Below are 20,905 nucleotides of genomic sequence, written 5' to 3'. Positions count from 1 at the left end.
GAACATGGCACGACGCGGAATCCTGGGTGGACGCTCACAGCGCGAATACAAGGTCCCTGAGCCGCACCCCTCGGGTGCCGTTCCGCCGAAGATCCCCGGCGAGCTGGTCCCGAAGCATGTGGCGTGCGTCATGGACGGCAACGGGCGCTGGGCCAAGGAGCGCGGGCTGCCGCGCACCGAGGGGCACAAGGTCGGCGAGGGCGTGGTGCTCGACGTCCTCAAGGGATGCATCGAGATGGGCGTCAAGAACCTCTCCCTGTACGCCTTCTCGACCGAGAACTGGAAGCGCTCGCCCGACGAGGTGCGCTTCCTGATGAACTTCAACCGGGACGTCATCCGGCGCCGGCGGGACGAGATGGACGAGCTGGGCATCCGGATCCGGTGGGTCGGGCGTATGCCGAAGATGTGGAAGTCGGTCGTCCAGGAGCTCCAGGTCGCGCAGGAGCAGACCGTCGACAACGACGCGATGACCTTGTACTTCTGCGTGAACTACGGCGGCCGCGCCGAGATCGCGGACGCGGCGCAGGCGCTGGCGCGGGATGTGGCGTCCGGGAAGCTGGACCCGGCGAAGGTGAACGAGAAGACCTTCGCGAAGTATCTGTACTACCCGGATATGCCGGACGTCGACCTCTTCCTGCGGCCGAGCGGCGAGCAGCGCACCTCCAACTACCTGCTCTGGCAGAGCAGTTACGCGGAGATGGTCTTCCAGGACGTGCTGTGGCCGGACTTCGACCGGCGCGACCTGTGGCGTGCGTGCCTGGAGTACGCGTCCAGGGACCGGCGGTTCGGCGGGGCGATCCCCAATGAGCAGCTCGAAGCGCTGAGCAAGGCCAACGATCCCCGCTGACACGCGACCCTCGGCCGCGTCGTCCTCAAGCGCCGGACGGGCTTGAAAATCAAGCCCGTCCGGGGCGGGGCTAGTCCTCCGCCAAAGAGCTCGCGCAGTCCGCGCACGTGCCGAAGATCTCCACCGTGTGCGCCACGTTGACGTACCCGTGCTGCGCGGCGATCGTCTCCGCCCACTTCTCCACGGCCGGGCCCTCCACCTCCACCGCCTTGCCGCAGACGCGGCAGACCAGGTGGTGGTGGTGGTCGCCCGTGGAGCAGCGGCGGTAGACCGACTCGCCGTCGCTCGTGCGCAGCACGTCCACGTCGCCGGCGTCGGCGAGGGACTGGAGCGTGCGGTAGACCGTCGTCAGGCCCACCGAGTCGCCCTTGTGCTTGAGCATGTCGTGCAGCTCCTGCGCGCTGCGGAACTCGTCCACCTCGTCGAGTGCAGCCGCCACCGCGGTGCGCTGCCGGGTCGACCGGCCTCGTACTGGTGCTCCCGCGTTCACAGGTGCCTCCTTGGCGTCCGTCAGCCCGCATGACTGTCCGGCCATTGTGCCAGCTCGGTCAGGCCTTGACCGAGTCCCCCGGGGTGCGGGCGGAAGGGACCTCCAGCGCGCACGACGCCTCCGGGGTCTCCACGGCCCTCGCGCGCCTTCGGGCCAGTGGCGTGGCGATCGCGGTGAGGACGATGAACACGGCGATCGCGCCGAGCACGATCGTGGCACCCGGCGGGACGTCCTGGTAGTACGAGGTGACCGTGCCGGCCAGCGTCACCGACGTGCCGATGACCACGGCGAGTGTGAAGGTCACCGCGAAGGACTTCGAGATCTGCTGGGCCGCCGCCACCGGGACCACCATCAGCGCGGACACCAGGAGCAGGCCCACCACGCGCATCGCGACAGTGACCGTGACCGCCGCCGTGATCGCGATGAGGAGATTCAGGGCGCGGACCGGGAGGCCCGTGACCCGGGCGAATTCCTCGTCCTGGCTGACCGCGAAGAGCTGGCGGCGCAGCCCCACCGTCACCAGGATCACCAGGGCTGCGAGGACCACGATCGCCGTGACGTCGGCATTCGAGACGGTGGAGAGGGACCCGAAGAGGTAGGAGAGGAGGTTGGCGTTGGTGCCTGTCGCCGACAGGCTCATCAGCATGAGCCCGCCCGCCATACCGCCGTAGAAGAGCATCGCGAGGGCGAGGTCGCCGAGCATCTTTCCGTAACTGCGCACCAGCTCCATCGCCACGACGCCGACGATCGCGACCGCCATCGCCATCCAGACCGGGCTGGTGTTGAGCAGGAAGCCGAGGCCGACGCCGGTCATGGCGATGTGGCCTATGCCGTCGCCCATGAGCGCCTGGCGGCGCTGGACGAGGTAGATGCCGATGGCCGGCGCGGTGATGCCGACCAGGACGGCGGCGATGAGCGCCCGCTGCATGAAGGGCGCCTGAAGCATTTCCGTGATCATGTCAGCAGTCCCGTGCGGATCGGCTCGGTGGAGGAGGTGTGGGGGTGGACGTGGTCGTGACCCGGCAGCGCGTGCTGGCCGAGCGACTGCGGCGGTGGGCCGTCGTGCGTGACGCAGCCGTCGCGCAGGACCACCGCGCGGTCGATCAGCGGCTCCAGGGCGCCCAGCTCGTGCAGTACGAGAAGGACCGTCGCGCCGCCCGCCACTTGCGCGCGCAGGGTCTCGGCCAGGATCTCCTGGCTGGCCAGGTCGACGCCCGCCATCGGCTCGTCCATGATCAGCAGTTCGGGCTCGGAGGCGAGCGCACGGGCGATCAGCACACGCTGGTGCTGGCCGCCGGAGAGCGCGTTGACGGAGTCGCCCGCCCGGTCGCCGAGGCCCACGGTCTCGATGGCGCGGGTGATGGCGGCCCGGTCGGCCCGGGTGAGGATGCCGAGCTTCGCGCGGGACAGCCGGCCCGAGGCGACGATCTCGCGGATGGTCGCGGGCACACCGCCCGCAGCCGTGGTCCGCTGCGGTACGTAACCGATGCGCGACCAGGAGCGGAAGCGGGCGCGCGGGGTGCCGAAGAGTTCGATCTCGCCGCCGGTGAGCGGGACTTGGCCGATCGCGGCGCGGACGGCCGTCGACTTGCCCGAGCCGTTGGCGCCGAGCAGGGCGACGACCTCGCCGCGGCGCACGGTGAGATCGATGCCGCGCAGCACGGGGCGCGAGCCGAGCGTGGCCGTGACCGCGCGCAGGGATATTACGGGTTCGGTTTCCATCGCGGGTCGCGCCTCCGTTGCTGTTCTGGCGGTTGTGGTCCCGAGGGATGTCACTGTGAGCCGAGGGCTTTCTGCAGCGCCGCGAGGTTGGACTCCATGACCTCGAAGTAGTCATCGCCCTTGGACTTGTCCGAAATTCCCTCCAGCGGGTCCAGGACTCCGGTCGTGACGCCGAGGTCGCCCGCGAGGGTCTTCGCGGTGTCCGGGCTGGCGATGGTCTCGAAGAAGACCGTGGAGACGTGGTGCGTCTTGGCGAGCTTGTGGAGCTCCTTGACGCGGGCCGCGCTCGGCTCGGTCTCCGGGTCGATGCCGCTGATGGCCTCCTCGGTGAGGCCGTAGCGCTCGGCGAGGTAGCCGAAGGCGGCGTGGGTGGTGATGAAGGTGTCCGAGGTGCGGTTCTTCAGGCCCGTCTCGAACTTGGTGTCGAGGGCGCCGAGTTCCTTGACCAGGGCGTCGGTGTTCTTCTGGTACTCCGCCTTGTGGGCAGGGTCGGCCGCGGCGAGCGTCTTGTTCACACCCTTGGCGACCTCCGCGTACTTCACCGGGTCCAGCCAGATGTGCGGGTCGGCGCCCGCCTCGCCCTCGGAGTGCGAGTGGTTGTCGCTCGTGGAGTGGTCGTGGCCGTCGACCTCGGTGCCGTGGTCCTCCAGGGAGGTCAGCGAGGCCGCGTCCACCGTGTGCTTCACGCCGGACTGGGCGATGGCCTCGTCGACGGCGGGCTGCAGGCCCTTGAGGTAGACGATCGCGTCCGCCTGGGAGAGCGAGGCGGTCTGCCGGGGGGAGAGCTCCAGGTCGTGCGGCTCGACGCCCGGCTTGGTGAGGTTGGTGACCGAGACGTTGCCGCCGCCGATCTCCTGGGCCAGGAACTGCATGGGGTAGAAGGACGCCACCACGTGCAGCTTTCCGTCGGCCTTGTCCGAGGCCGAGGAGGATCCCGAGCAGGCGGAGAGGGCCACGAGACCGAGGGAAACGGCTGCGGCTGTGGCGGTTGCCGGTATGAGGCGGCGGCTTACGTTCATGACACTCATTTTCAACTAAAGTGGAAACGATTGTCAACAAGGAGGGTCGCGGGCTCTCGTCCGCCGCAGAACCCGATACCGATTTGATCCAGGGGGTGCGCCCGCCGGTAACCTGAAGCATTCCGCCGTTCGCCATCGTCGTAATGAAGAGAGCACCGTGGCCGCCGACAAGATCGACACCATCGTCAGCCTGAGCAAGCGCCGTGGCTTCGTCTACCAGTGCAGTGAGATTTACGGTGGCCAGAGGGCTGCCTGGGACTACGGTCCGCTGGGTGTCGAGCTGAAGGAAAACCTGAAGCGTCAGTGGTGGCGTTACATGGTCACCGCGCGCGAGGACGTGGTCGGTCTCGACTCGTCCGTCATCCTGGCCCCCGAGGTCTGGGAGGCCTCCGGCCATGTCGCGACCTTCTCGGACCCGCTGACCGAATGCACCTCCTGCCACAAGCGTTTCCGCGCCGACCACCTCGAGGAGGGCTACGAGGAGAAGCACGGCCACGCCCCCGCGAACGGCCTCGCGGACATCAACTGCCCGCACTGCGGCAACAAGGGCACCTTCACCGAGCCGAAGAACTTCTCGGGTCTGCTCTCCACCCACCTCGGCCCGACCCAGGACAGCGGCTCGGTCGCGTACCTGCGCCCCGAGACGGCGCAGGGCATCTTCACCAACTTCGGCCAGGTGCAGCAGTCCTCGCGCAAGAAGCCGCCGTTCGGCATCGCGCAGATGGGCAAGTCCTTCCGTAACGAGATCACTCCGGGCAACTTCATCTTCCGCACGCGCGAGTTCGAGCAGATGGAGATGGAGTTCTTCGTCAAGCCGGGCGAGGACGAGCAGTGGCAGGAGTACTGGATGGAGCAGCGCTGGAACTGGTACCGCGGCCTGGGCATGCGTGAAGAGAACATGCGCTGGTACGAGCACCCGGCGGAGAAGCTCTCCCACTACTCCAAGCGCACCGCGGACATCGAGTACCGCTTCCGCTTCGGCGGCAGCGAGTGGGGCGAGCTGGAAGGGGTCGCCAACCGCACGGACTTCGACCTCACCGCGCACTCCAAGGCGTCCGGCACCGACCTCTCCTACTTCGACCAGGAGAAGGGCGAGCGCTACACGCCGTACGTCATCGAGCCGGCAGCCGGTGTCGGCCGCTCGATGCTGGCCTTCATGCTGGACGCGTACAACGAGGACGAGGCCCCCAACGCCAAGGGCGTCATGGAGAAGCGCACCGTGATGCGCTTCGACCACCGCCTGGCGCCGGTCAAGGTCGCGGTCCTGCCGCTGTCGCGCAACCCGCAGCTCTCGCCGAAGGCCAAGGGCCTCGCGGCCGACCTCCGCCAGAACTGGAACATCGAGTTCGACGACGCGGGCGCCATCGGCCGCCGCTACCGCCGCCAGGACGAGATCGGCACGCCGTTCTGCGTGACGGTCGACTTCGACACCCTGGACGACAACGCGGTCACCGTGCGCGAGCGTGACACGATGAAGCAGGAGCGTGTCTCGCTGGACCAGATCCAGACGTACCTGGGCAGCCGACTGCTGGGCTGCTAGCTCTCCCGGTTCTTCTGTACGTACGCAACTGAGCCCCCGGTCCCAGGAGTTGGGACCGGGGGCTCAGTGCTGCCCAGGGGTCGGACGGCGGAGTCAGACGGCGGGCTCCGGCGTACGGGCGGCGGCGGTGGCCGGGCGGGTCGGCAGGTCGCGGTGGCGGCGGATCGGCGAGAAGAAGAGCAGGCTCGACGCGGCCGGGAGTGCGGCGATGGCGATCCACAGCGCGGGGCGGGTGCCGAGGGTCTCGCCGAGCAGGCCGCCGAGGAAGGCGCCGAGCGGGATGGTGCCGTAGTTGAGGAAGGAGGCGGAGGCCGAGGTGCGGCCGAGCACGTCGGCGGGGCAGTACTGCTGGCGGAAGGTCGAGGAGATGACGTTGCCCGCGACGACCCCGAACGACACCGCGGTGTAGCCGATCACGAAGAGGATCAGAGCGGCGCCCTTCTCGGTCAGCGGGATCAGCAGGGCCAGCGAGGGGATCATCTCGAAGACGAGAAGCGCGCGGGCGGTGCCGATACGGGCGGCGAGCCGGCGGGCGGCGAAGGCGCCGGCGATGCCGCCGATGCCGCTGGTGGTCATCAGGGCGCCGATGGTGCCCGGGGTGAGGTGGACCTCGCGGACCAGGAAGACGACCAGGATCGACTGGTAGGCGATCAGCGCCAGGTTGGCGGCGCTGCCGTTGACCGCCAGGGTGCGCAGATAGCTGTCGCCGAAGGTCAGCCGCAGCCCTTCGCGGATCTCGCCGAGGAGGGCGCCGCGGGGCCGTACGACGGAGGGCTTGGCGGGCTCGCGGTGGCGGATGCGGAGCACGCAGGTGAAGGAGACGGCGAAGGTGGCGGCGTTGATGAAGAGCCCGTTGGCGGCGCCCATGGCCTGGACGAGGAAGCCCCCCGATCCGTACCCGGCGAGCTGGGCGGCGGACTCGCTGCCGTGCAGCTTGGAGTTGCCCTCCGCCTGGTCCTCGGGGGCGAGGAGGAGGGGGAGGAGCGCGGTGTACGCGGTCTGGAAGAAGACGGTCGCCGTACCGATCAGCACCGCTGTGACCAGCAGATATCCGATGGAAAGCAGACCGAGCCAGGCGGCGAGGGGGATCGAGGCGTAGAGGGCGAGGCAGGCCGCGTCGGCGACGAGCATCACCGACCGGCGTGCGAGGCGGTCCACCCAGGCGCCGGCCGGGAGCCCGATGAGCAGCCACGGCAGCCAGGTGGCGCCGGTGAGCAGACCCACCTGGAGGGTGGAGGCGTGGAGCATGGTGACGGCGACGAGGGGGAGGGCGACGGAGGTGACCGAGGCACCGTACTTACCGGTGGCCGTGCCGGTCCACAGCGAGCGGAAGTCGCGGTTGCGGAGGAGCAGACTGCGGCGGCGGTCACGGTTGTGCGGGGTGGTGCGCACGGGGGCGTCCGATGTCGTCATGCCATGAAGCTACCTTGCAGAGGACTCTCTGCATAGGGGTTGCAGAGAACTCTCTGCATCTTCTCGCGGGAGGCTCAGGCCCGTCCTTCCTGTCGCGGGAACGACTGGAGCTGCACGCTGACCGGCAGGCTCCCGGGTGCGGGCTCGGCGTCCTCCGGCGGATAGTGCTTCAAGATGACGGACATCAACTCGGCATTCAGTGCCTTGAGTTGGGTCGGCGTCAGTCGCAGGTCGTCCCAGTTCCCGAGCAGTCCGGCCTGTTCCCACTCGGCGGACCAGTCGTGGGAGATGTAGGCGACCACCTTCTGGTGCGACTCCCGCACCAGCTCCTGCAGATACACATCGACCGCCCCGCGGGCCTCCGGGTCCTTGCGCATCTCCGAGGTGTGCAGCACATGCGTGCCCTCGACGGCCCGCCACCACCGCTCCCGTTTGGTGCCCCGGTCCACGTCCTCCTCGATGAACCCGTGCTCGGCGAGGTTGCGCAGATGCCAGCTGACGGTGCCGGTGTTCTCGCCGAACTCCTCGGCCAGCCTGGAGGAGGTGGCGGGCCCGTCCAGTCGCAGGGAGTCCAGCATCCGCACCCGCAGGGGGTGCGCCAGGGCGCGCAGGCTGCGGGCGTCGATGGTCCGTACGGGCTTCTCACTGGGCATGCCCGCAGGCTACCGGGGCCCGGGGTGATATCGCCGCGACCGTCAAGGGCCGGGGTAATTGTACTAGTGCAATCCTGTTTTGTGAACAGTGCAAAAGGATTCTACGATCGGGTCATGACAGCCAAGATCCCCGGCCCCGTTGTGCTCCAGGGGCAGCACATCCGCCTTGAGCCCCTGACCCTCGCGCACGTCCCCGACCTCTTCGCCGCAGGTGGCGGGGACGAGGAGGTCTGGCGCTGGCTGCCCGTTCCGACGCCTCGGACCGAGAGCGAGGTGCGTGGCCTCGTGGAGTGGCTGATCGAGCCCGCGTCCCGGATCGTCATCCCCTTCGCCGTCGTGGAGATCAGCAGTGGGCGGGCCGTCGGATGGACCACGTATCTGGAACCGTCCGCCGAGGGCGAGCGCATCGAGATCGGGTGGACCTGGTACGGGCGTGCCTGGTGGGGCACCCCGGTCAATGCCGAGGCCAAGCTGCTGCTGCTCACCCATGCCTTCGAGGAGCTCGGGATGGGGCGGGTCCAGTGGAAGACCGACTGCCTCAACGTCCGTTCGCAGCGCGCCATCGCCGCCCTCGGCGCACAGCGCGAGGGGGTGCACCGGCGTGAGCGGCAGCGGCCTGACGGGAGCTGGCGCGACAGCGTGTACTTCTCGATGCTGAGCGGGGAGTGGGCCGTCGCCAAGCAGCGGCTCGTCGAGCGGGTCGAGCGGGTCGAGGGCGTGCGGGGCGGTGCGCCGGTGCGCGGTGAGGGTGTTCGCGTCACCGCCGTGCGGGCGGACGACTATGCGCTGTGGCGGCCGCTCTTCGAGCAGTACTGCGCGTTCTACGACGTCGAGGCCGACAGCGCGCACGTCGACCGGGTGTGGGCATGGATCCAGGACCCCGAGGTCGCCTCGTACTGTCTCGTGGCGCGCGACGAGGACGGCCGCCCCATCGGGCTGGCGCACTACCGGCCCTGGAACTGGACCACACGCGGCGCGATCGGCTGCTTCCTGGACGACCTCTTCGTCGACCCGGCGCATCGCGGGGAAGGCGCGGCCGACGCGCTCATCCGCGAGGTGCGGCGGATCGCCGCCGAGCGGGGGTGGGCCGCCGTGCGGTGGCTCACGGGGAACGACAACTTCCGGGCGCAGGCCGTGTACGAGCGCCATGCGCAGCGGATCGGGCTGCAGGTGTATCAGGTGGCGTCGGACGCGGGCTGAGCCTGATCCGGCGCCCCGGGTGCGGGCAGCAGGGGGAAGAGCCGGGCGATGAGCGCCACCGGGAGAGCCGTGGCGGGGCGCGTGGCCGGGTGCTGTTCGCGGTTCCGGTACGGGGCGAGGGTGCGGCGTACCTCCTCGGCGACCGCGGCCATCTCGGTGGGCGTCAGGTAGGTGACGGAGCTGAACGCCTCGTCCTGCTGCCACGCGGGCGGGGCGCTGTCCCGGTGGGCCAGCCAGTTCTGGTAGCTCTCGTCCTCCAGGCCGCGGGCCAGTTCGCCGAACTCGCCGGAGCCGGACTCGCTGGAGCTGGAGTCGGAGCTGGAGCCGGACTCGCCGGAGCGGGGCCCGGCAGGGGATTCCGGCCGGCGCAGCCGCCAGGGCTTGGCCCGGCCGCCGGTGCGGGGGACCTCCTCGATCAGTCCGTACCGCGCGAGCTGGCGCAGATGGAACGAGCAGAGGCCGGAGCTGTGACCCAGCCTGCCCGCCGCCTCCGTCGAGGTGAGGGTGCCCGCTTCGGCGATGAGCTCCAACAGGGCGCTGCGTACCGCGTGTTCGGGCATCGTGCCCACTCTGTCTTCAGTCACCTTGCAAAGAGTGCTACTTTGCAAAGGAGTTGGCAAGGGGAGAGGTGGTGGCCGCGATGTCCGAAGCGTCCGTACGACAGGGGCTGACCGTCCGGGTCCAGGGGGAGCTCGTCGACTCGTATCCGCTGCTGCCCCCCGAGGCCGAACGCGGATCCGTGCGGCGGATCACCGTCGTCGGCGAGGAGATCCTGCACCGGCCGTGCCGAGAGGCCACCGAGTTCGGCACCCCAGAGCTGGCCTCGCTCATCGACGACATGGTCCTCACCATGCACATCGCCGACGGCGCCGGTCTCGCCGCCAATCAAGTCGACGTCGATCTGCGGCTGTTCGTGTACGACTGCCTCGACGAGGACGGCGTACGGCACGTGGGGCACATCCTCAATCCGGTCGTCGACCCGACGGATCCGGGAGAGCGCCGGCTGGTCGACGAGGGCGAGGGGTGCCTCTCGGTGCCCGGCGCCACGATGGACGTACCGCGCGTGGACCGCACCGTGGTGCGCGGTGTCGACCAGCGCGGGGCGCCGCTCGTCATCGAGGGGACCGGGTACTTCGCCCGGTGCCTGCAGCACGAGACCGACCACCTCCTCGGGCAGGTGTACATCGACCGGCTCTCCCGGCGGGACCGCAAGGAGGCGCTGCGGCAGATGGCGGACCGCCGCGATGAGGTCTTCGCCCTGCGTACGGACCGTGCCGCGGAGTTGGGGCGCCAGCGCCGGGCCTAGCACTGGGTGCTAACGCTGGGCGCTGGTGCGCGGCTGCCTCGCCAGTACGGCACAGCGCGCCGCCAGCGGGATCTCCGCGGCCACCGCCATCGCCACCGCGAGCGCCAGTTCCGCACCCGGGGCCGCGGTCAGCAGGTCGGTCGTGGCGTCGACCAGGAGGAGCGCGGCGGCTCCTGCGGCAGCGGTGTGGTGGCCGCCGCCCCGGGCCAGGCGGGTGCCCGCGAGGACGAGGCAGGTGGCTTCCAGTGCGTCGAGAGCTATCCAGGCAGCAGCCTTGGAGGGCGGCATCGTGGCCGCCATGTACCCCATCCAGGGAAGCAGGGCCAGCCCCGCGCCGGTGAGCAGGTGACCCGTCAACTGCCGTGCGGGATATGGGGCGTTGAGTGCGGTGACGGCCATGGTGTGGGCTGCCTTTCGAGGTCGCGGACCCGGCTTCCGGGTTCACGATCAACACTTCCTTCTCCGCCGTTCACCGTCAGTAACGCTGCTGTCCGACTTGGGGTGGCACCAGCTATACCCCCGAAGCGGGCACCAGGGTGATGGCACGGTCTGAGCTGGCCAACTACGGTGTGTGCATGCCGAAGCGCTTCCTCACCTGGGCCGTCGGGCACGCTCCGTGGTCGGCCTGGGCGTGGCGCAACACCGCCTTCGCCGTCGCCGGGGTGCCGCTCGCGCTGCCCGCCGGTTTCGCGTACCTGATGATGGTGCGCTCCGCCGGCCATATCCCCGGCGCGCTGGCCACGTTGCTCGCGTTCAGCGGGCTGCTGACCGTGCTGCAGCGCAGCCGCTTCTGGTCGCTGCTCGACCTCGATGTGCCGCGCGCCCCGCTCCGCACCCCCTGGTACACCGGGCGCGGTCTGATGCAGTGGCTGCGCGCGGAGAGCACCTGGCGGCAGTACGGCTACCACCTTGTCGTCGCGCCGCTCGCCGCCCTCGCAGGGGCGTTGGTCGTCTGCGCCTGGACCGCGGGGGTCGCCTGCGCGCTGATCTTCTCCTGGGCGTGGGCGCTGGCGCCGGACGCACAGTCGAAGGGGTGGACCATCGGGTACGTCGGGTTCACCTTCGGCGGGATGCTCCTTCTTTTCGCCACCCCCTGGCTGGCCGCGGCGGTCGCCCGGCTCGACGCGAACGCCGCGGCAGCGCTCCTGGGGCCCAACCGGGCCAAGGAACTCGAACAGCGCGTGGAGGACCTGGCCGAGAGCCGGGCAGGGGTCGTGGATGCGGCCGACCTCGAACGGCGGCGCATCGAGCGGGACTTGCACGACGGGGCGCAGCAGCGGCTGGTGTCCCTGGCCATGAACCTGGGGATCGCGCGGGCCACGCTCACCGATCTGCCGCCGGAGGCGAGGGCGGTCATCGACGAGGCCCACCGCGAGGCCAAGGAGGCCATCGAGGAGCTGAACAACCTCGTACGGGGGCTGCATCCGGCCGTCCTGGAGGACCGCGGGCTCGATGCGGCGCTCTCGGGGATCGCGGCCCGGGCGCCCCTGCCCGTGGAGCTGAGTGTCGACATCGCGGTGCGGCCCTCGCCGACCGTGGAGGCGGTGGCGTACTTCGTGGTGTCGGAGACCCTCGCCAACGTCGCCAAGCACGCCAGGGCGGCCCGTGTCTCCGTACAGCTGAAGAGGGTCGGTGACCTGCTGCGGGTCACCGTCACCGACGACGGGGCGGGGGGCGCGGACGCCTCGCGCGGGACCGGGCTGGCCGGGCTCGCCAAACGCGTAGGGTCGGTCGACGGAACGATCCGGATCAACAGTCCCCGCGGGGGACCGACTGTCATCACTGTGGAGCTGCCGTGCGGGCTGTGATCGCCGAGGACTCGGTGCTGCTGAGGATCGGTCTCGTCAAGGTCCTGGAGATGGCGGGGTTCGAAGTCGCCGCCGAAGTGGGCGACGCGGAAGGGCTGCTGGCGGCGGTCGATGAGCACCGCCCGAAGCTGGCGCTGGTGGACGTACGGATGCCGCCCGGCTTCACCGACGAGGGCGTACGGGCGGCGCTGATGATCCGGCAGCAGTGGCCGGACACCGCCGTGCTGCTGCTCTCGCAGTACGTCGAGGAACGGTATGCCGCCGATCTGCTCACCTCCCAGGCGGGCGGCTTCGGCTATCTGCTCAAGCAACGGGTCGCCGATGTCGAGGAGTTCATCGACGCCGTACGGCGCGTGGCGGGCGGCGGTACCGCGCTCGACCCGCAGGTCGTCGCGCAGCTGCTGCTGCGGCGCGGCGGGCCCGACCCGCTGGGGCGGCTCACCCCGCGCGAGCGGGAGGTGCTGGCGCTGATGGCCGAGGGGCGGTCCAACGCCGGGGTCGCCAAGGAGCTGGTGGTCAGCGAGAGCGCCGTCGCCAAACACATCAACAACATCTTCGCCAAGCTGGATCTGGGGCAGGCGGACGCCGACCACCGGCGGGTCCTCGCGGTGCTGCGCTTCCTCGACGGCGCCGCATGAGCGACGACACGACCCGGCGCCGCTTCCGCGGTCCCTGGATCACCGTCGCCGTGCTGAGCGCGCTGTTCATCGTGGCGCCGGTGGGGGCCGAGGCCTGGGCGCAACTCGCCCGCCAGAGCCATTCGTACACCTCCACCGAGACCACCGAACAGCACCGTGTGCGGGCGGTGGAGGTGGACGGCGGGAGCTCCGACGTGTCGGTGAGCGCCGGGACGGACAACGCGGTGAAGATCCACCAGGAGCTCAGCTGGTCCCTACGCAGGCCCGTTGTCCACCGGAGCTGGGACGGCGACACCCTCAAGGTGTCCACCGCCTGCGACGGCGTACTCGCCCTGACCAGCCTGGGCTGCGAGATCAAACTCGAACTGGCCGTGCCCGCAGGCATCTCCGTGAAGGTGGTGAACAGCTCGGGTCCGGTGCGGGTCAGCGGTCTCGCCGGTCCACTCGATGTGCGCTCCACCTCGGGGTCCGTGCAGTTGTACGGGGTGCGGGGGCCGGTGAAGGCGAAGGTGGGGTCGGGCTCCGTCAAGGGTGTGGCGCTGGGATCGCCGACGGTGGATGCCCGGGCCGGATCGGGGCAGGTGTCGCTGGACTTCGCGGCTCCGCCGAGGGAGTTGACGGGCTCGGTGGGCGCCGGCGAATTCGCCGCGACCGTCCCCCCTGGCTCCCGCTACCGGGTCCAGGGCTCCACCGGATCGGGCAGCCGCGAGATCGACAGCGCCCTCACCGAACCCGCCTCGGACCTGGTGATCGATGCGTCGTCGGGCTCCGGGACGGTACGGATCGGCTACCCGGGTCGGTGACCGCCTGCTGGTGATCTCGGGCGTACGGCAGACTGGGCCGCCTCCGAGCCAGAGGGGCAGCCATGCCGTCCATGACCACCAGCAAGGTGAGCAGATGGGACCAGCACGGACGGGAACACGTCGTACATGTCCAGAAGTCGGGCATGCAGCGGGCGCTGACCTGCGATACCTGCGGCTGGCGCAAGGCCACGCAGTTCCTCCCGTGGCTCAAGGCGGAGGAACATCTGGCCGACGCCCACCAGGCGACGGTCGACCCCGGTGCGGGTACGGGCGCGGCCTCGGGCCCCGGCGGGCGGTGACGTCACGGCGCCCGCAGCCCGCGCATCAGGAGCCCCGACACCGCGCTGAACTCCGCCTCGATGGTGGGCCGCCGCCAGTCCGGCGCGTACCCCGGGTCATGGAACCGGGCCGTGGCGGAGAAGACCGCCTGGGCGGCGGCCTCCGGGTCGCCAACGGTGAACACCCCGTCGCGGGAGCCCTGTTCGATGATCTGCCGCACCTGGCCGACCAGTTCCGTCAGATGCCGCTCGACCACTCCGCTGCTCTCGCCAAGGAGCACGGTGTACGTGGCGAACAGTTCGGGGTCGTCGCCCGCCTTGTGCCGCTTGGCCTCGAACAGCTCGGTCAGCCAGTGCTCCAGCTTGGTCGGGGCGGGCTCGCCGGCATCAGCGGTGATCTTCGCGAGGGCCGCCTCGGTGCGCCCGAGCCAGCGCTCGGTGACGGCTTCGCGCAGGGCGGCCTTGGTGCGGAAGTGGCGGTACACGCTTCCGTGGCTCACCCCGAGCACCCGTGCCACGTCAACGACGGTCGCTTTGGCCGGGCCGTGGCGGCGCAGCACCTCCTCGGTCGCTTCGAGGATGCGCTCGGGAGTCAGGGCTTCGGGCGTCATGGCGGGTGCACCGTCTCTCAGGGGTGGGTCTTCTCCGACCGTACCGGCAGCTCAGCGCTCGCTGTCGAGGTGGGCCATCTGGTTCGTCGGGTAGCGGTCGCCCGCCGCTGAGCCCACGGGGACAGCGAGCTCGATGGCCGCGAGGTCGTCGGCGGTGAGGGTGACTTCGAGCGCGCCGAGGGCCTCGGTCAGACGGTCGCGGCGGCGGGCGCCGACCAGCGGAACGATGTCCTCGCCGCGGGAGGCGACCCAGGCGATGGCGATCTGGGCGACGGATACGCCCTTCTGCTCGGCGATCTTGCGCAGGGCGTCGACCAGGTCGAGGTTGTGCTGGAGGTTCTCGCCCTGGAAGCGAGGGCTCATCCCGCGGAAGTCGCCCGGTGCGAGCTCGCGGTCACGGGTGAAGTGGCCGCTGATCAGGCCGCGGGAGAGCACTCCGTATGCCGTGACGCCGATGCCGAGCTCGCGCAGGGTCGGCAGGATCTCGGCCTCGATGGAGCGCGAGATCAGGGAGTACTCGATCTGCAGATCCGCGATGGGGGCGGTGGCGGCGGCCCGGCGGATGGTGTCGGCGCCGACCTCGGAGAGGCCGATGTGGCGGACATGGCCGGCCTCGACCAGTTCGGCGATGGCGCCCACGGTCTCCTCGATCGGGACGTCCGGGTCGACGCGGGCGATCCGGTAGATGTCGATGTGGTCGGTGCCCAGGCGCTGGAGGGAGTACGCCGCGAAGTTCTTCACCGCGTTCGGCCGGCCGTCGTATCCGCTGAAGCCGCCTTCGACGGTGCGCAGGGCGCCGAACTTGACGCTGGTGAGGGCCTGTTCGCGGCGGGCGGCCGGTGCGGTGCGCAGGGCCTCGTTGATCAGCAGTTCGTTGTGACCCATGCCGTAGAAGTCGCCGGTGTCCAGGAGGGTGATGCCCGCGTCGAGGGCGGCGTGGATCGTGGCGATCGACTCGGCGCGGTCGGTCTCACCGTACAGCGCGGACATGCCCATGCAGCCGAGGCCGAGGGCCGAGACCCGGGGGCCGGTGGAGCCGAGGGTGCGGGAGGCGGTCATGAAGGTCTCCTCAGTTCTGAGGCAGTGAGGGGGGTGTGAGGCTGCCTGACAGCAACTATGGCATGACAGCTGACAGATATCAATATCTGTCAGCTGTCATGTGCCGGTGACCTGGAAATGGTGCTCCGCCGTCTGGGGTGCCCGGTACTGTGACCTGCATGGCAAAGAAGAACAACCTTCTCGGCGTGGGCGGACAGCGCACGAAGATGTCCCAGTCGAGTTCGCAGGGCCAGGCCGGCGTGAGCGCCAACGACCGCAGGACCGCCGCGGACGCCAAGCAGGAGCTGGCGCGCAAGATGCGCGAGCGCGCGGGCGGCACCGAGGTCGACGCCGAGGCCGCGGAGGACACCGAAAGCACGGAGCAGCAGGGCTGATCGTCCTGGAGCAGTACAGAGCAGGGCTGTGGGCCCGGACCGCATCGGCGGTCCGGGCCCACAGCCGTTGGTCGGTCAGCCGATCGTGCGCGGCAGCCGGAGGCTCAGCAGCGCCGTGACCGCGATCGTCGCGAGCTGGACGAGCAGCGTGATCGTCAGTGCTTCCCGCATCCCCACCGAAGAGATCAGCGTCAGGAACAGGCTGCCCAGCGTTGCCACCCCCAGCGCCAGCGCGGACTGCTGGGTGGTCGTCATGACGCCGCTGCCCACGCCCGCCCGCTCGGCCGGCACGTCCGAGAGCACGATCCGCATCAGGACGGGGAGCTGGAGACCCTGGCCGAATCCGGCCAGCGCTATTCCGGGCGCCAGGCCCGCGATGCCGAGACCGTCCCAGCCCCACCACACGACCGCCGCGAGCGTCGTCACACCCACGGCCTGGATCAGCCCGCCCGCCGTGACCACCCGGCTGCCGTACCTGCCGACCAGGCGTGGTCCCGCGAGCGAGGCGGCGAAGAAGGTCAGGGCCAGCGGCACCAGTGCGAGCCCGGCAGTGACCGGCCCCATCCGCAGCCCCTGCTGCAGGGCGACCGCGATCACGAACATGAAGCCGCCGAAACCGATCGAGAAGGGCAATACCAGCGCCAGACCGCTGCGCAGCGAGTGCAGCCGCAGCAGGCTCGGCGGCACCAGGGGCACCTCACCGCGCCGGTCGGCCGCCCGCTCGGTCAGGAAGAAGGCCGTCGCGGCGAAGGGGAACAAGGCCAGCGACACCCAGGTCCACAGGGGCCAGCCGGTCGCGCGGCCTTCGGTCAGCGGGGCGAGCAGGGACACCAGCGACAGCGCCAGGAGCAGCGTTCCCGGTACGTCGACGGGAGCGGGCTTCTGCGAACGGGTCTCGGGGACCGCCCTGGCCGCCAGGACGAGGCCGACGATCGCCACCGGGACATTGACCAGGAAGATCGCCCGCCAGCCGGATCCGGCTATGTCCGCCGCGACCAGCACGCCGCCGAGGATCTGCCCGGCGACCATCGAGAGTCCGGCCGTCGCGCCGAACAGGCTCATCGCCCGTGCCCTGCGGGGGCCGGTCGTGGTGGCCTGGACCGTGGCGAGCACCTGCGGCATCATCAGCGCGGCGGCTCCGCCCTGTGCCACCCGTGCCCCGACCAGGGCCCAGGCGCTGGGGGCGAGACCGCAGGCCAGCGAGGTGAGGCCGAAGGCCGCCATGCCGATCATGAAGAGCCGCCGCCGGCCGACCGTGTCGCCGAGCCGTCCTCCCAGGACGAGCAGGACCGCGTACGCGACGCCGTAACCCGCGACCACCAGCTCCAGCATCGCGGTGCTCGCGGCCAGGTCGTCCGCGATGGTGGGCAGCGCGACATTGACGATGAAGAAGTCGATCAGGGGAAGGGCCGCACCGAGCAGCACGGTGAAGAGGCCGAGCGTGCCGAGCACCGGGGCGGGGTGGTCGAGGCGTGGGACGGTAGGAGTAGCGGTGGACGGGGCAGTTGCCGATGCAGTACTCACGACATCGAGAATGCTCCGGCACTCAGCCTGGTACCAGAGTCTCTTTATCCTGGTAGTAGCAGTACCTGGCAACGGGCTGCGCGGTGCGGCACTCTGGATGCATGACCACGACGGCGCCGGAGTCCGATGTACGCAGGCACGAGCTGGCGGCTTTTCTGCGGAGCCGCCGTGAGCGCATCACCCCCGAGCAGGTGGGTCTGCCACGCGGCGCCCGCCGCCGTACGCCGGGGCTGCGCCGCGAGGAGGTCGCGCAGCTCGCGGCGGTCGGGGTCACTTGGTACACCTGGCTGGAACAGGCCCGGGAGATACAGGTGTCGCCGCAGGTCCTGGACGCCATAGCCCGTGCCCTGCTCCTCGACTCCAGCGAGCGCACACATCTCTTCTCGCTCGCAGGGGCGAGCGATCCCGCGCCGAACGCCGAATGCCCCAGCATCACAGCGGGCCTGCGGACCATGCTGGAGCAGCTGGACCCCGTTCCCGCCTGCGTCATGAACAGCCGCTACGACATCCTGGCCTACAACCGCACCTACGGCCGTCTGTTCTGCGATCTGGACGCACTGAGCCCGGCGGACCGCAACTGCCTCTGGCTGTCCTTCTGCAACGAGGACTGGCGGGCGTCGGCCGTCGACATAGACGAGGTCAACCGCACGATGGCGGCCAAGTTCCGCGCCTCCATGGCCGACCACCTCGCAGAGCCCGCCTGGAAGGCGCTGCTCAAGCGGCTGGAGACGGACTCGCCGGCGTTCCGAAGTGTGTGGGCGAGGCACGAGGTCGTCGATCAGGGCAGCCGGGTGAAGTTCATACGCAATCCGCATGTCGGTCTGCTGCACCTGGAGCACACCAACCTCTGGCTGGGCCCCTCGGCAGGGCCGCGCCTGGTCGCCTGTGTGCCGATCGACGCCGACTCCCGCGAACGGCTGGAGCAGCTCTACGCGTTGGCACCCGTCGCGGCCTAACGGGGTCTCCCCTGCTCGAACGGAGTTGAGAGCTTGGGGAACGCTTCGGGCGCCTCCAGGCGCTCCGCCGTCCGACGGGCCGATGCGCGGGCCCACCGTCCGCTGGTCAGCAGCCCCACGAACAGCACGGCGACACCACAGCCGGTGATGATCCACCAGGCCGGGCGGCTCGCCCCGTTGAAGCTCTCCGCGTACGAGGAGCGGCTGACGCCCGAGGCCAGCACCGCGCCGATCACCGCGACGCCCAGGGTCTGCCCGAACTGCCGGCTGGTGGAGGCGACGGCGGACGCGACGCCCGCCTGAGTACGGGGCATTCCGGAGACGGCGGTGTTGGTGATGGGGGCATTCACCATGCCGAAGCCGAGGCCGAAGAGGACGTACCCGGTGAAGAGCAGCGGGGTCGAGGTCTCCGCCCCGAAGGCCGCGAACAGCAGACCGCTCGCCGCCATCGCGATCCCCGCGACGAGCAGCGGGATCCGTGGGCCGTAGGTGCCGACCAGACGTCCCGAGAGCGGTGCGCAGAACAGGGTCATGGCGGCCATCGGGAGCATGTAGAGACCGGCGTGGAGGGCGGAGAGGCCCCGGACGTCCTGCAGATAGAGCGTGTTGAGGAAGAGGAAGCCGCCGAGCGCGGCGAAGGCGCAGATCGCGATGACCGTGGCACCGCTGAACGGCGCGCTGCGGAAGAATCGGAGGTCGATGAGGGGTTCGGTCCGCCTGGGTTCGTACAGGAGCAGGCCGATGAGTGCGGCGGCGGCGATGGCCGCGAAGGACAGGATCACCGGGGAGGTCCAGCCCGCGCTGGGCGCCTCGATGATCGCGTACGTGAGCGAACCGAGCAGAGCGATGATCAGCAGCTGGCCGACCGGGTCGGGGCGCCGGGCCTTGGGGGCGCGGGATTCGGGGATGTAGCGCCAGGTGAGGAGGAGCGCGGCGAGCCCGACGGGGAGGTTGACCCAGAAGATCGAGCGCCAGCCGACCGAGTCGACGAGGAGGCCGCCGATCAGGGGGCCCGCGGCCATCGAGATGCCGACCACACCGCCCCAGACGCCGATGGCACGGGCGCGCTCACGGGGTTCGGTGAAGGTGTTGGTGATGATCGACATCGCGACCGGGTTGAGCATCGAGCCGCCGACCGCCTGGACCATGCGGAAGGCGACCAGGGATTCGAGGTTGGGAGCGATGGAGCACAGCAGCGATCCGACGGTGAAGACGACGAGCCCGGCCTTGAAGACCTTGCGGCGGCCGATGCGGTCGGCCGTGGAGCCCGCGAGCATCAGGAGCGAGGCCAGGACCAGGGTGTATGCGTCGATCGTCCACTGCATCCCCGCGAGGGTCGCGTTGAGCTCCTTCTGCATGGACGGGAGCGCGACGTTGAGGACGGTGTTGTCGATGCTGACGATCAGCAGGCTCATGCAGCAGATGGCAAGGACCAGCATGCGTCGACGGTGGCTGAGCTCGGGCATGCGTAGATAGTACGGCTAACTAATGACTGCTCGCGTACGCGACAATGGGGGAATGACCACGCTCAACATCGGCCCGCACCGTGTGCAGCCGCCCGTCGTGCTTGCCCCCATGGCGGGCATCACCAATGCGCCGTTCCGTACCCTCTGCCGCGAATTCAGCGGCGGGAAGGGCCTGTTCGTCAGTGAGATGATCACGACAAGGGCGCTGGTCGAACGCAACGAGAAGACCATGCATCTGATCCATTTCGACGAGACGGAGAGGCCTCGGTCGATCCAGCTGTACGGAGTGGATCCGGTCACGGTCGGCAAAGCCGTACGGATGATCGTGGACGAGGATCTCGCCGATCACATCGACCTGAACTTCGGGTGCCCGGTCCCGAAGGTCACCAGGAAGGGCGGCGGGTCCGCGCTTCCGTACAAGCGGCCGCTGCTGCGGGCGATCCTCAACGAGGCAGTCGGCAACGCGGGTGATCTGCCGGTCACGATGAAGATGCGCAAGGGCATCGACGACGACCACATGACCTATCTGGACGCGGGCCGGATCGCCGTCGACGAAGGCATCACCGCCATCGCGCTGCACGGACGGACCGCGGCCCAGCACTACGGGGGCACCGCGGACTGGGACGCGATCGCGCGGCTCAAGGAGCATGTGCCCGAGATTCCGGTGCTGGGGAACGGGGACATCTGGTCCGCCGACGACGCGCTGCGGATGGTGCGGGAGACCGGGTGCGACGGGGTCGTCGTGGGGCGCGGATGCCTGGGGCGGCCGTGGCTGTTCGGGGATCTGGTGGCCGCGTTCGAGGGGACGGAGGCCCGCGCCACTCCGACGCTGCGAGAGGTCTCCGTGATCATGCGGCGCCATGCTGAGCTGCTGGGGGAGTGGATCGGGGACGAGACGCGAGGCGTCATCGACTTCCGTAAGCACGTGGCCTGGTACTTGAAGGGATTCGCGGTCGGCAGCGAGATGCGGAAGCGGCTGGCGGTGACGTCTTCGCTGGCCGAGATGGATGCTCACCTGAGCGAGCTCGATCTTGATCAGGCTTGGCCCGCGGGGGCCGACGGTCCTCGGGGTCGGACGTCGGGCAACAACCGGGTGGTGCTGCCGGACGGGTGGCTCAAGGACCCGTACGACTGCTCGGGTGTGAGCGCGGAGGCGGAGCTCGACACGTCTGGGGGGTAGCGGGGGTCTGCGTTGGGG

23 protein-coding genes and 1 pseudogene are annotated in these 20,905 nt (G+C 69.8%); 12 read left to right on the top strand and 12 right to left on the bottom strand.

The window, feature by feature from the left end; translation table 11 throughout:
* Nucleotides 1-4: 4 nt before the first annotated feature.
* A complete protein-coding gene (locus tag J0695_RS32410; RefSeq protein ID WP_206968186.1) occupies nt 5-847 on the top strand; it encodes an isoprenyl transferase in 843 nt (280 codons plus the stop codon).
* Nucleotides 848-917: 70 nt separating this feature from the next.
* Here the strand turns inward: J0695_RS32410 and J0695_RS32405 are convergent, their stop codons facing one another.
* Genes J0695_RS32405 through J0695_RS32390 form a run of 4 tightly spaced genes read right to left on the bottom strand, consistent with a single transcriptional unit; the run spans nt 918 to nt 4,078 of the window.
* Nucleotides 918-1,382, bottom strand: coding sequence for a Fur family transcriptional regulator (locus J0695_RS32405; RefSeq protein ID WP_372445853.1), 465 nt, complete (start codon nt 1,380-1,382; stop codon nt 918-920).
* Nucleotides 1,383-1,395: 13 nt separating this feature from the next.
* A complete protein-coding gene (locus tag J0695_RS32400) occupies nt 1,396-2,295 on the bottom strand; it encodes a metal ABC transporter permease (RefSeq protein WP_206968183.1) in 900 nt (299 codons plus the stop codon).
* Nucleotides 2,292-3,059, bottom strand: coding sequence for a metal ABC transporter ATP-binding protein (locus J0695_RS32395; RefSeq protein ID WP_206968181.1), 768 nt, complete (start codon nt 3,057-3,059; stop codon nt 2,292-2,294). The genes J0695_RS32400 and J0695_RS32395 overlap by 4 nt, the downstream gene beginning before the upstream one ends.
* Before the next feature lie 50 nt (nt 3,060-3,109).
* Complete coding sequence (locus J0695_RS32390; RefSeq protein WP_206968179.1) at nt 3,110-4,078, bottom strand: metal ABC transporter substrate-binding protein; 969 nt, start codon at nt 4,076-4,078, stop codon at nt 3,110-3,112.
* A gap of 157 nt (nt 4,079-4,235) precedes the next feature.
* On the opposite strand from J0695_RS32390, the gene J0695_RS32385 reads away from it, so the two are divergent.
* A complete protein-coding gene (locus J0695_RS32385; protein WP_206968177.1) occupies nt 4,236-5,618 on the top strand; it encodes a glycine--tRNA ligase in 1,383 nt (460 codons plus the stop codon).
* Nucleotides 5,619-5,711: 93 nt separating this feature from the next.
* Here the strand turns inward: J0695_RS32385 and J0695_RS32380 are convergent, their stop codons facing one another.
* On the bottom strand, nt 5,712-7,031 hold the full coding sequence (locus J0695_RS32380; RefSeq protein ID WP_206968175.1) for an MFS transporter: 1,320 nt from the start codon (nt 7,029-7,031) through the stop codon (nt 5,712-5,714).
* A 74-nt stretch (nt 7,032-7,105) separates the two neighbouring features.
* Complete coding sequence (locus J0695_RS32375) at nt 7,106-7,684, bottom strand: winged helix-turn-helix domain-containing protein (protein ID WP_206968173.1); 579 nt, start codon at nt 7,682-7,684, stop codon at nt 7,106-7,108.
* A 114-nt stretch (nt 7,685-7,798) separates the two neighbouring features.
* Here J0695_RS32375 and J0695_RS32370 point away from each other — a divergent pair.
* Together J0695_RS32370 and J0695_RS44365 are read left to right on the top strand one after the other, a co-directional pair.
* Nucleotides 7,799-8,386, top strand: a pseudogene (locus tag J0695_RS32370) (GNAT family N-acetyltransferase); the annotation flags it as partial.
* Nucleotides 8,387-8,401: 15 nt separating this feature from the next.
* The gene (locus J0695_RS44365; protein WP_307798837.1) at nt 8,402-8,884 is read left to right on the top strand and encodes a GNAT family N-acetyltransferase; all 483 of its coding nucleotides are present in this window, start codon (nt 8,402-8,404) and stop codon (nt 8,882-8,884) included.
* Here the strand turns inward: J0695_RS44365 and J0695_RS32365 are convergent.
* A complete protein-coding gene (locus J0695_RS32365) occupies nt 8,860-9,444 on the bottom strand; it encodes a winged helix-turn-helix domain-containing protein (protein WP_206968209.1) in 585 nt (194 codons plus the stop codon). The genes J0695_RS44365 and J0695_RS32365 overlap by 25 nt on opposite strands.
* 80 nt (nt 9,445-9,524) lie before the next feature.
* Here J0695_RS32365 and def point away from each other — a divergent pair, with 80 nt between their 5' ends.
* The gene (def, locus tag J0695_RS32360; protein ID WP_206968171.1) at nt 9,525-10,190 is read left to right on the top strand and encodes a peptide deformylase; all 666 of its coding nucleotides are present in this window, start codon (nt 9,525-9,527) and stop codon (nt 10,188-10,190) included.
* Between the two features lie 9 nt (nt 10,191-10,199).
* On the opposite strand, the gene J0695_RS32355 is transcribed toward def, so the two are convergent.
* Nucleotides 10,200-10,589, bottom strand: coding sequence for a hypothetical protein (locus J0695_RS32355; RefSeq protein ID WP_206968169.1), 390 nt, complete (start codon nt 10,587-10,589; stop codon nt 10,200-10,202).
* Nucleotides 10,590-10,765: 176 nt separating this feature from the next.
* On the opposite strand from J0695_RS32355, the gene J0695_RS32350 reads away from it, so the two are divergent.
* From J0695_RS32350 to J0695_RS32335, 4 genes are all read left to right on the top strand, one after another.
* Nucleotides 10,766-11,998 carry a sensor histidine kinase gene (locus J0695_RS32350; RefSeq protein WP_206968167.1) on the top strand — a complete coding sequence of 411 codons (1,233 nt, stop codon included), beginning with the start codon at nt 10,766-10,768 and terminating at the stop codon, nt 11,996-11,998.
* Nucleotides 11,986-12,636, top strand: a complete 651-nt coding sequence (locus tag J0695_RS32345; protein ID WP_206968165.1) for a response regulator transcription factor — start codon at nt 11,986-11,988, stop codon at nt 12,634-12,636. The genes J0695_RS32350 and J0695_RS32345 overlap by 13 nt, the downstream gene beginning before the upstream one ends.
* Nucleotides 12,633-13,439: a DUF4097 family beta strand repeat-containing protein gene (locus J0695_RS32340; RefSeq protein ID WP_206968163.1), complete on the top strand. Its 807-nt coding sequence runs from the start codon at nt 12,633-12,635 to the stop codon at nt 13,437-13,439. The genes J0695_RS32345 and J0695_RS32340 overlap by 4 nt, the downstream gene beginning before the upstream one ends.
* A gap of 62 nt (nt 13,440-13,501) precedes the next feature.
* On the top strand, nt 13,502-13,738 hold the full coding sequence (locus J0695_RS32335; RefSeq protein ID WP_206968161.1) for a hypothetical protein: 237 nt from the start codon (nt 13,502-13,504) through the stop codon (nt 13,736-13,738).
* A gap of 2 nt (nt 13,739-13,740) precedes the next feature.
* On the opposite strand, the gene J0695_RS32330 is transcribed toward J0695_RS32335, so the two are convergent.
* Nucleotides 13,741-14,328, bottom strand: a complete 588-nt coding sequence (locus tag J0695_RS32330; protein ID WP_206968159.1) for a TetR/AcrR family transcriptional regulator — start codon at nt 14,326-14,328, stop codon at nt 13,741-13,743.
* Between the two features lie 51 nt (nt 14,329-14,379).
* Entirely contained in the window at nt 14,380-15,387 is a 1,008-nt protein-coding gene (locus J0695_RS32325; protein ID WP_206968157.1) for an aldo/keto reductase, read from the bottom strand.
* 158 nt (nt 15,388-15,545) lie between these two features.
* Here J0695_RS32325 and J0695_RS32320 point away from each other — a divergent pair, with 158 nt between their 5' ends.
* On the top strand, nt 15,546-15,761 hold the full coding sequence (locus J0695_RS32320) for a DUF6243 family protein (RefSeq protein WP_206968155.1): 216 nt from the start codon (nt 15,546-15,548) through the stop codon (nt 15,759-15,761).
* Nucleotides 15,762-15,836: 75 nt separating this feature from the next.
* Here J0695_RS32320 and J0695_RS32315 read toward each other — a convergent pair whose 3' ends face one another.
* Nucleotides 15,837-17,285 carry an MFS transporter gene (locus J0695_RS32315; protein WP_307798836.1) on the bottom strand — a complete coding sequence of 483 codons (1,449 nt, stop codon included), beginning with the start codon at nt 17,283-17,285 and terminating at the stop codon, nt 15,837-15,839.
* Between the two features lie 101 nt (nt 17,286-17,386).
* On the opposite strand from J0695_RS32315, the gene J0695_RS32310 reads away from it, so the two are divergent.
* On the top strand, nt 17,387-18,241 hold the full coding sequence (locus J0695_RS32310) for a helix-turn-helix transcriptional regulator (RefSeq protein WP_206968153.1): 855 nt from the start codon (nt 17,387-17,389) through the stop codon (nt 18,239-18,241).
* On the opposite strand, the gene J0695_RS32305 is transcribed toward J0695_RS32310, so the two are convergent.
* Nucleotides 18,238-19,707 (bottom strand): MFS transporter, encoded by a 1,470-nt coding sequence (locus J0695_RS32305; protein WP_206968151.1) that lies wholly within the window; start codon nt 19,705-19,707, stop codon nt 18,238-18,240. The genes J0695_RS32310 and J0695_RS32305 overlap by 4 nt on opposite strands.
* A gap of 52 nt (nt 19,708-19,759) precedes the next feature.
* On the opposite strand from J0695_RS32305, the gene dusB reads away from it, so the two are divergent.
* Nucleotides 19,760-20,887, top strand: coding sequence for a tRNA dihydrouridine synthase DusB (dusB, locus tag J0695_RS32300; RefSeq protein WP_206968149.1), 1,128 nt, complete (start codon nt 19,760-19,762; stop codon nt 20,885-20,887).
* Nucleotides 20,888-20,905: the final 18 nt, after the last annotated feature.

Source organism: Streptomyces beijiangensis (genome assembly GCF_017315755.1).
In the GTDB taxonomy this organism is placed as follows: Bacteria; Actinomycetota; Actinomycetes; order Streptomycetales; family Streptomycetaceae; genus Streptomyces; species Streptomyces beijiangensis.
This window is presented reverse-complemented; position numbering and strand designations above follow the sequence as displayed.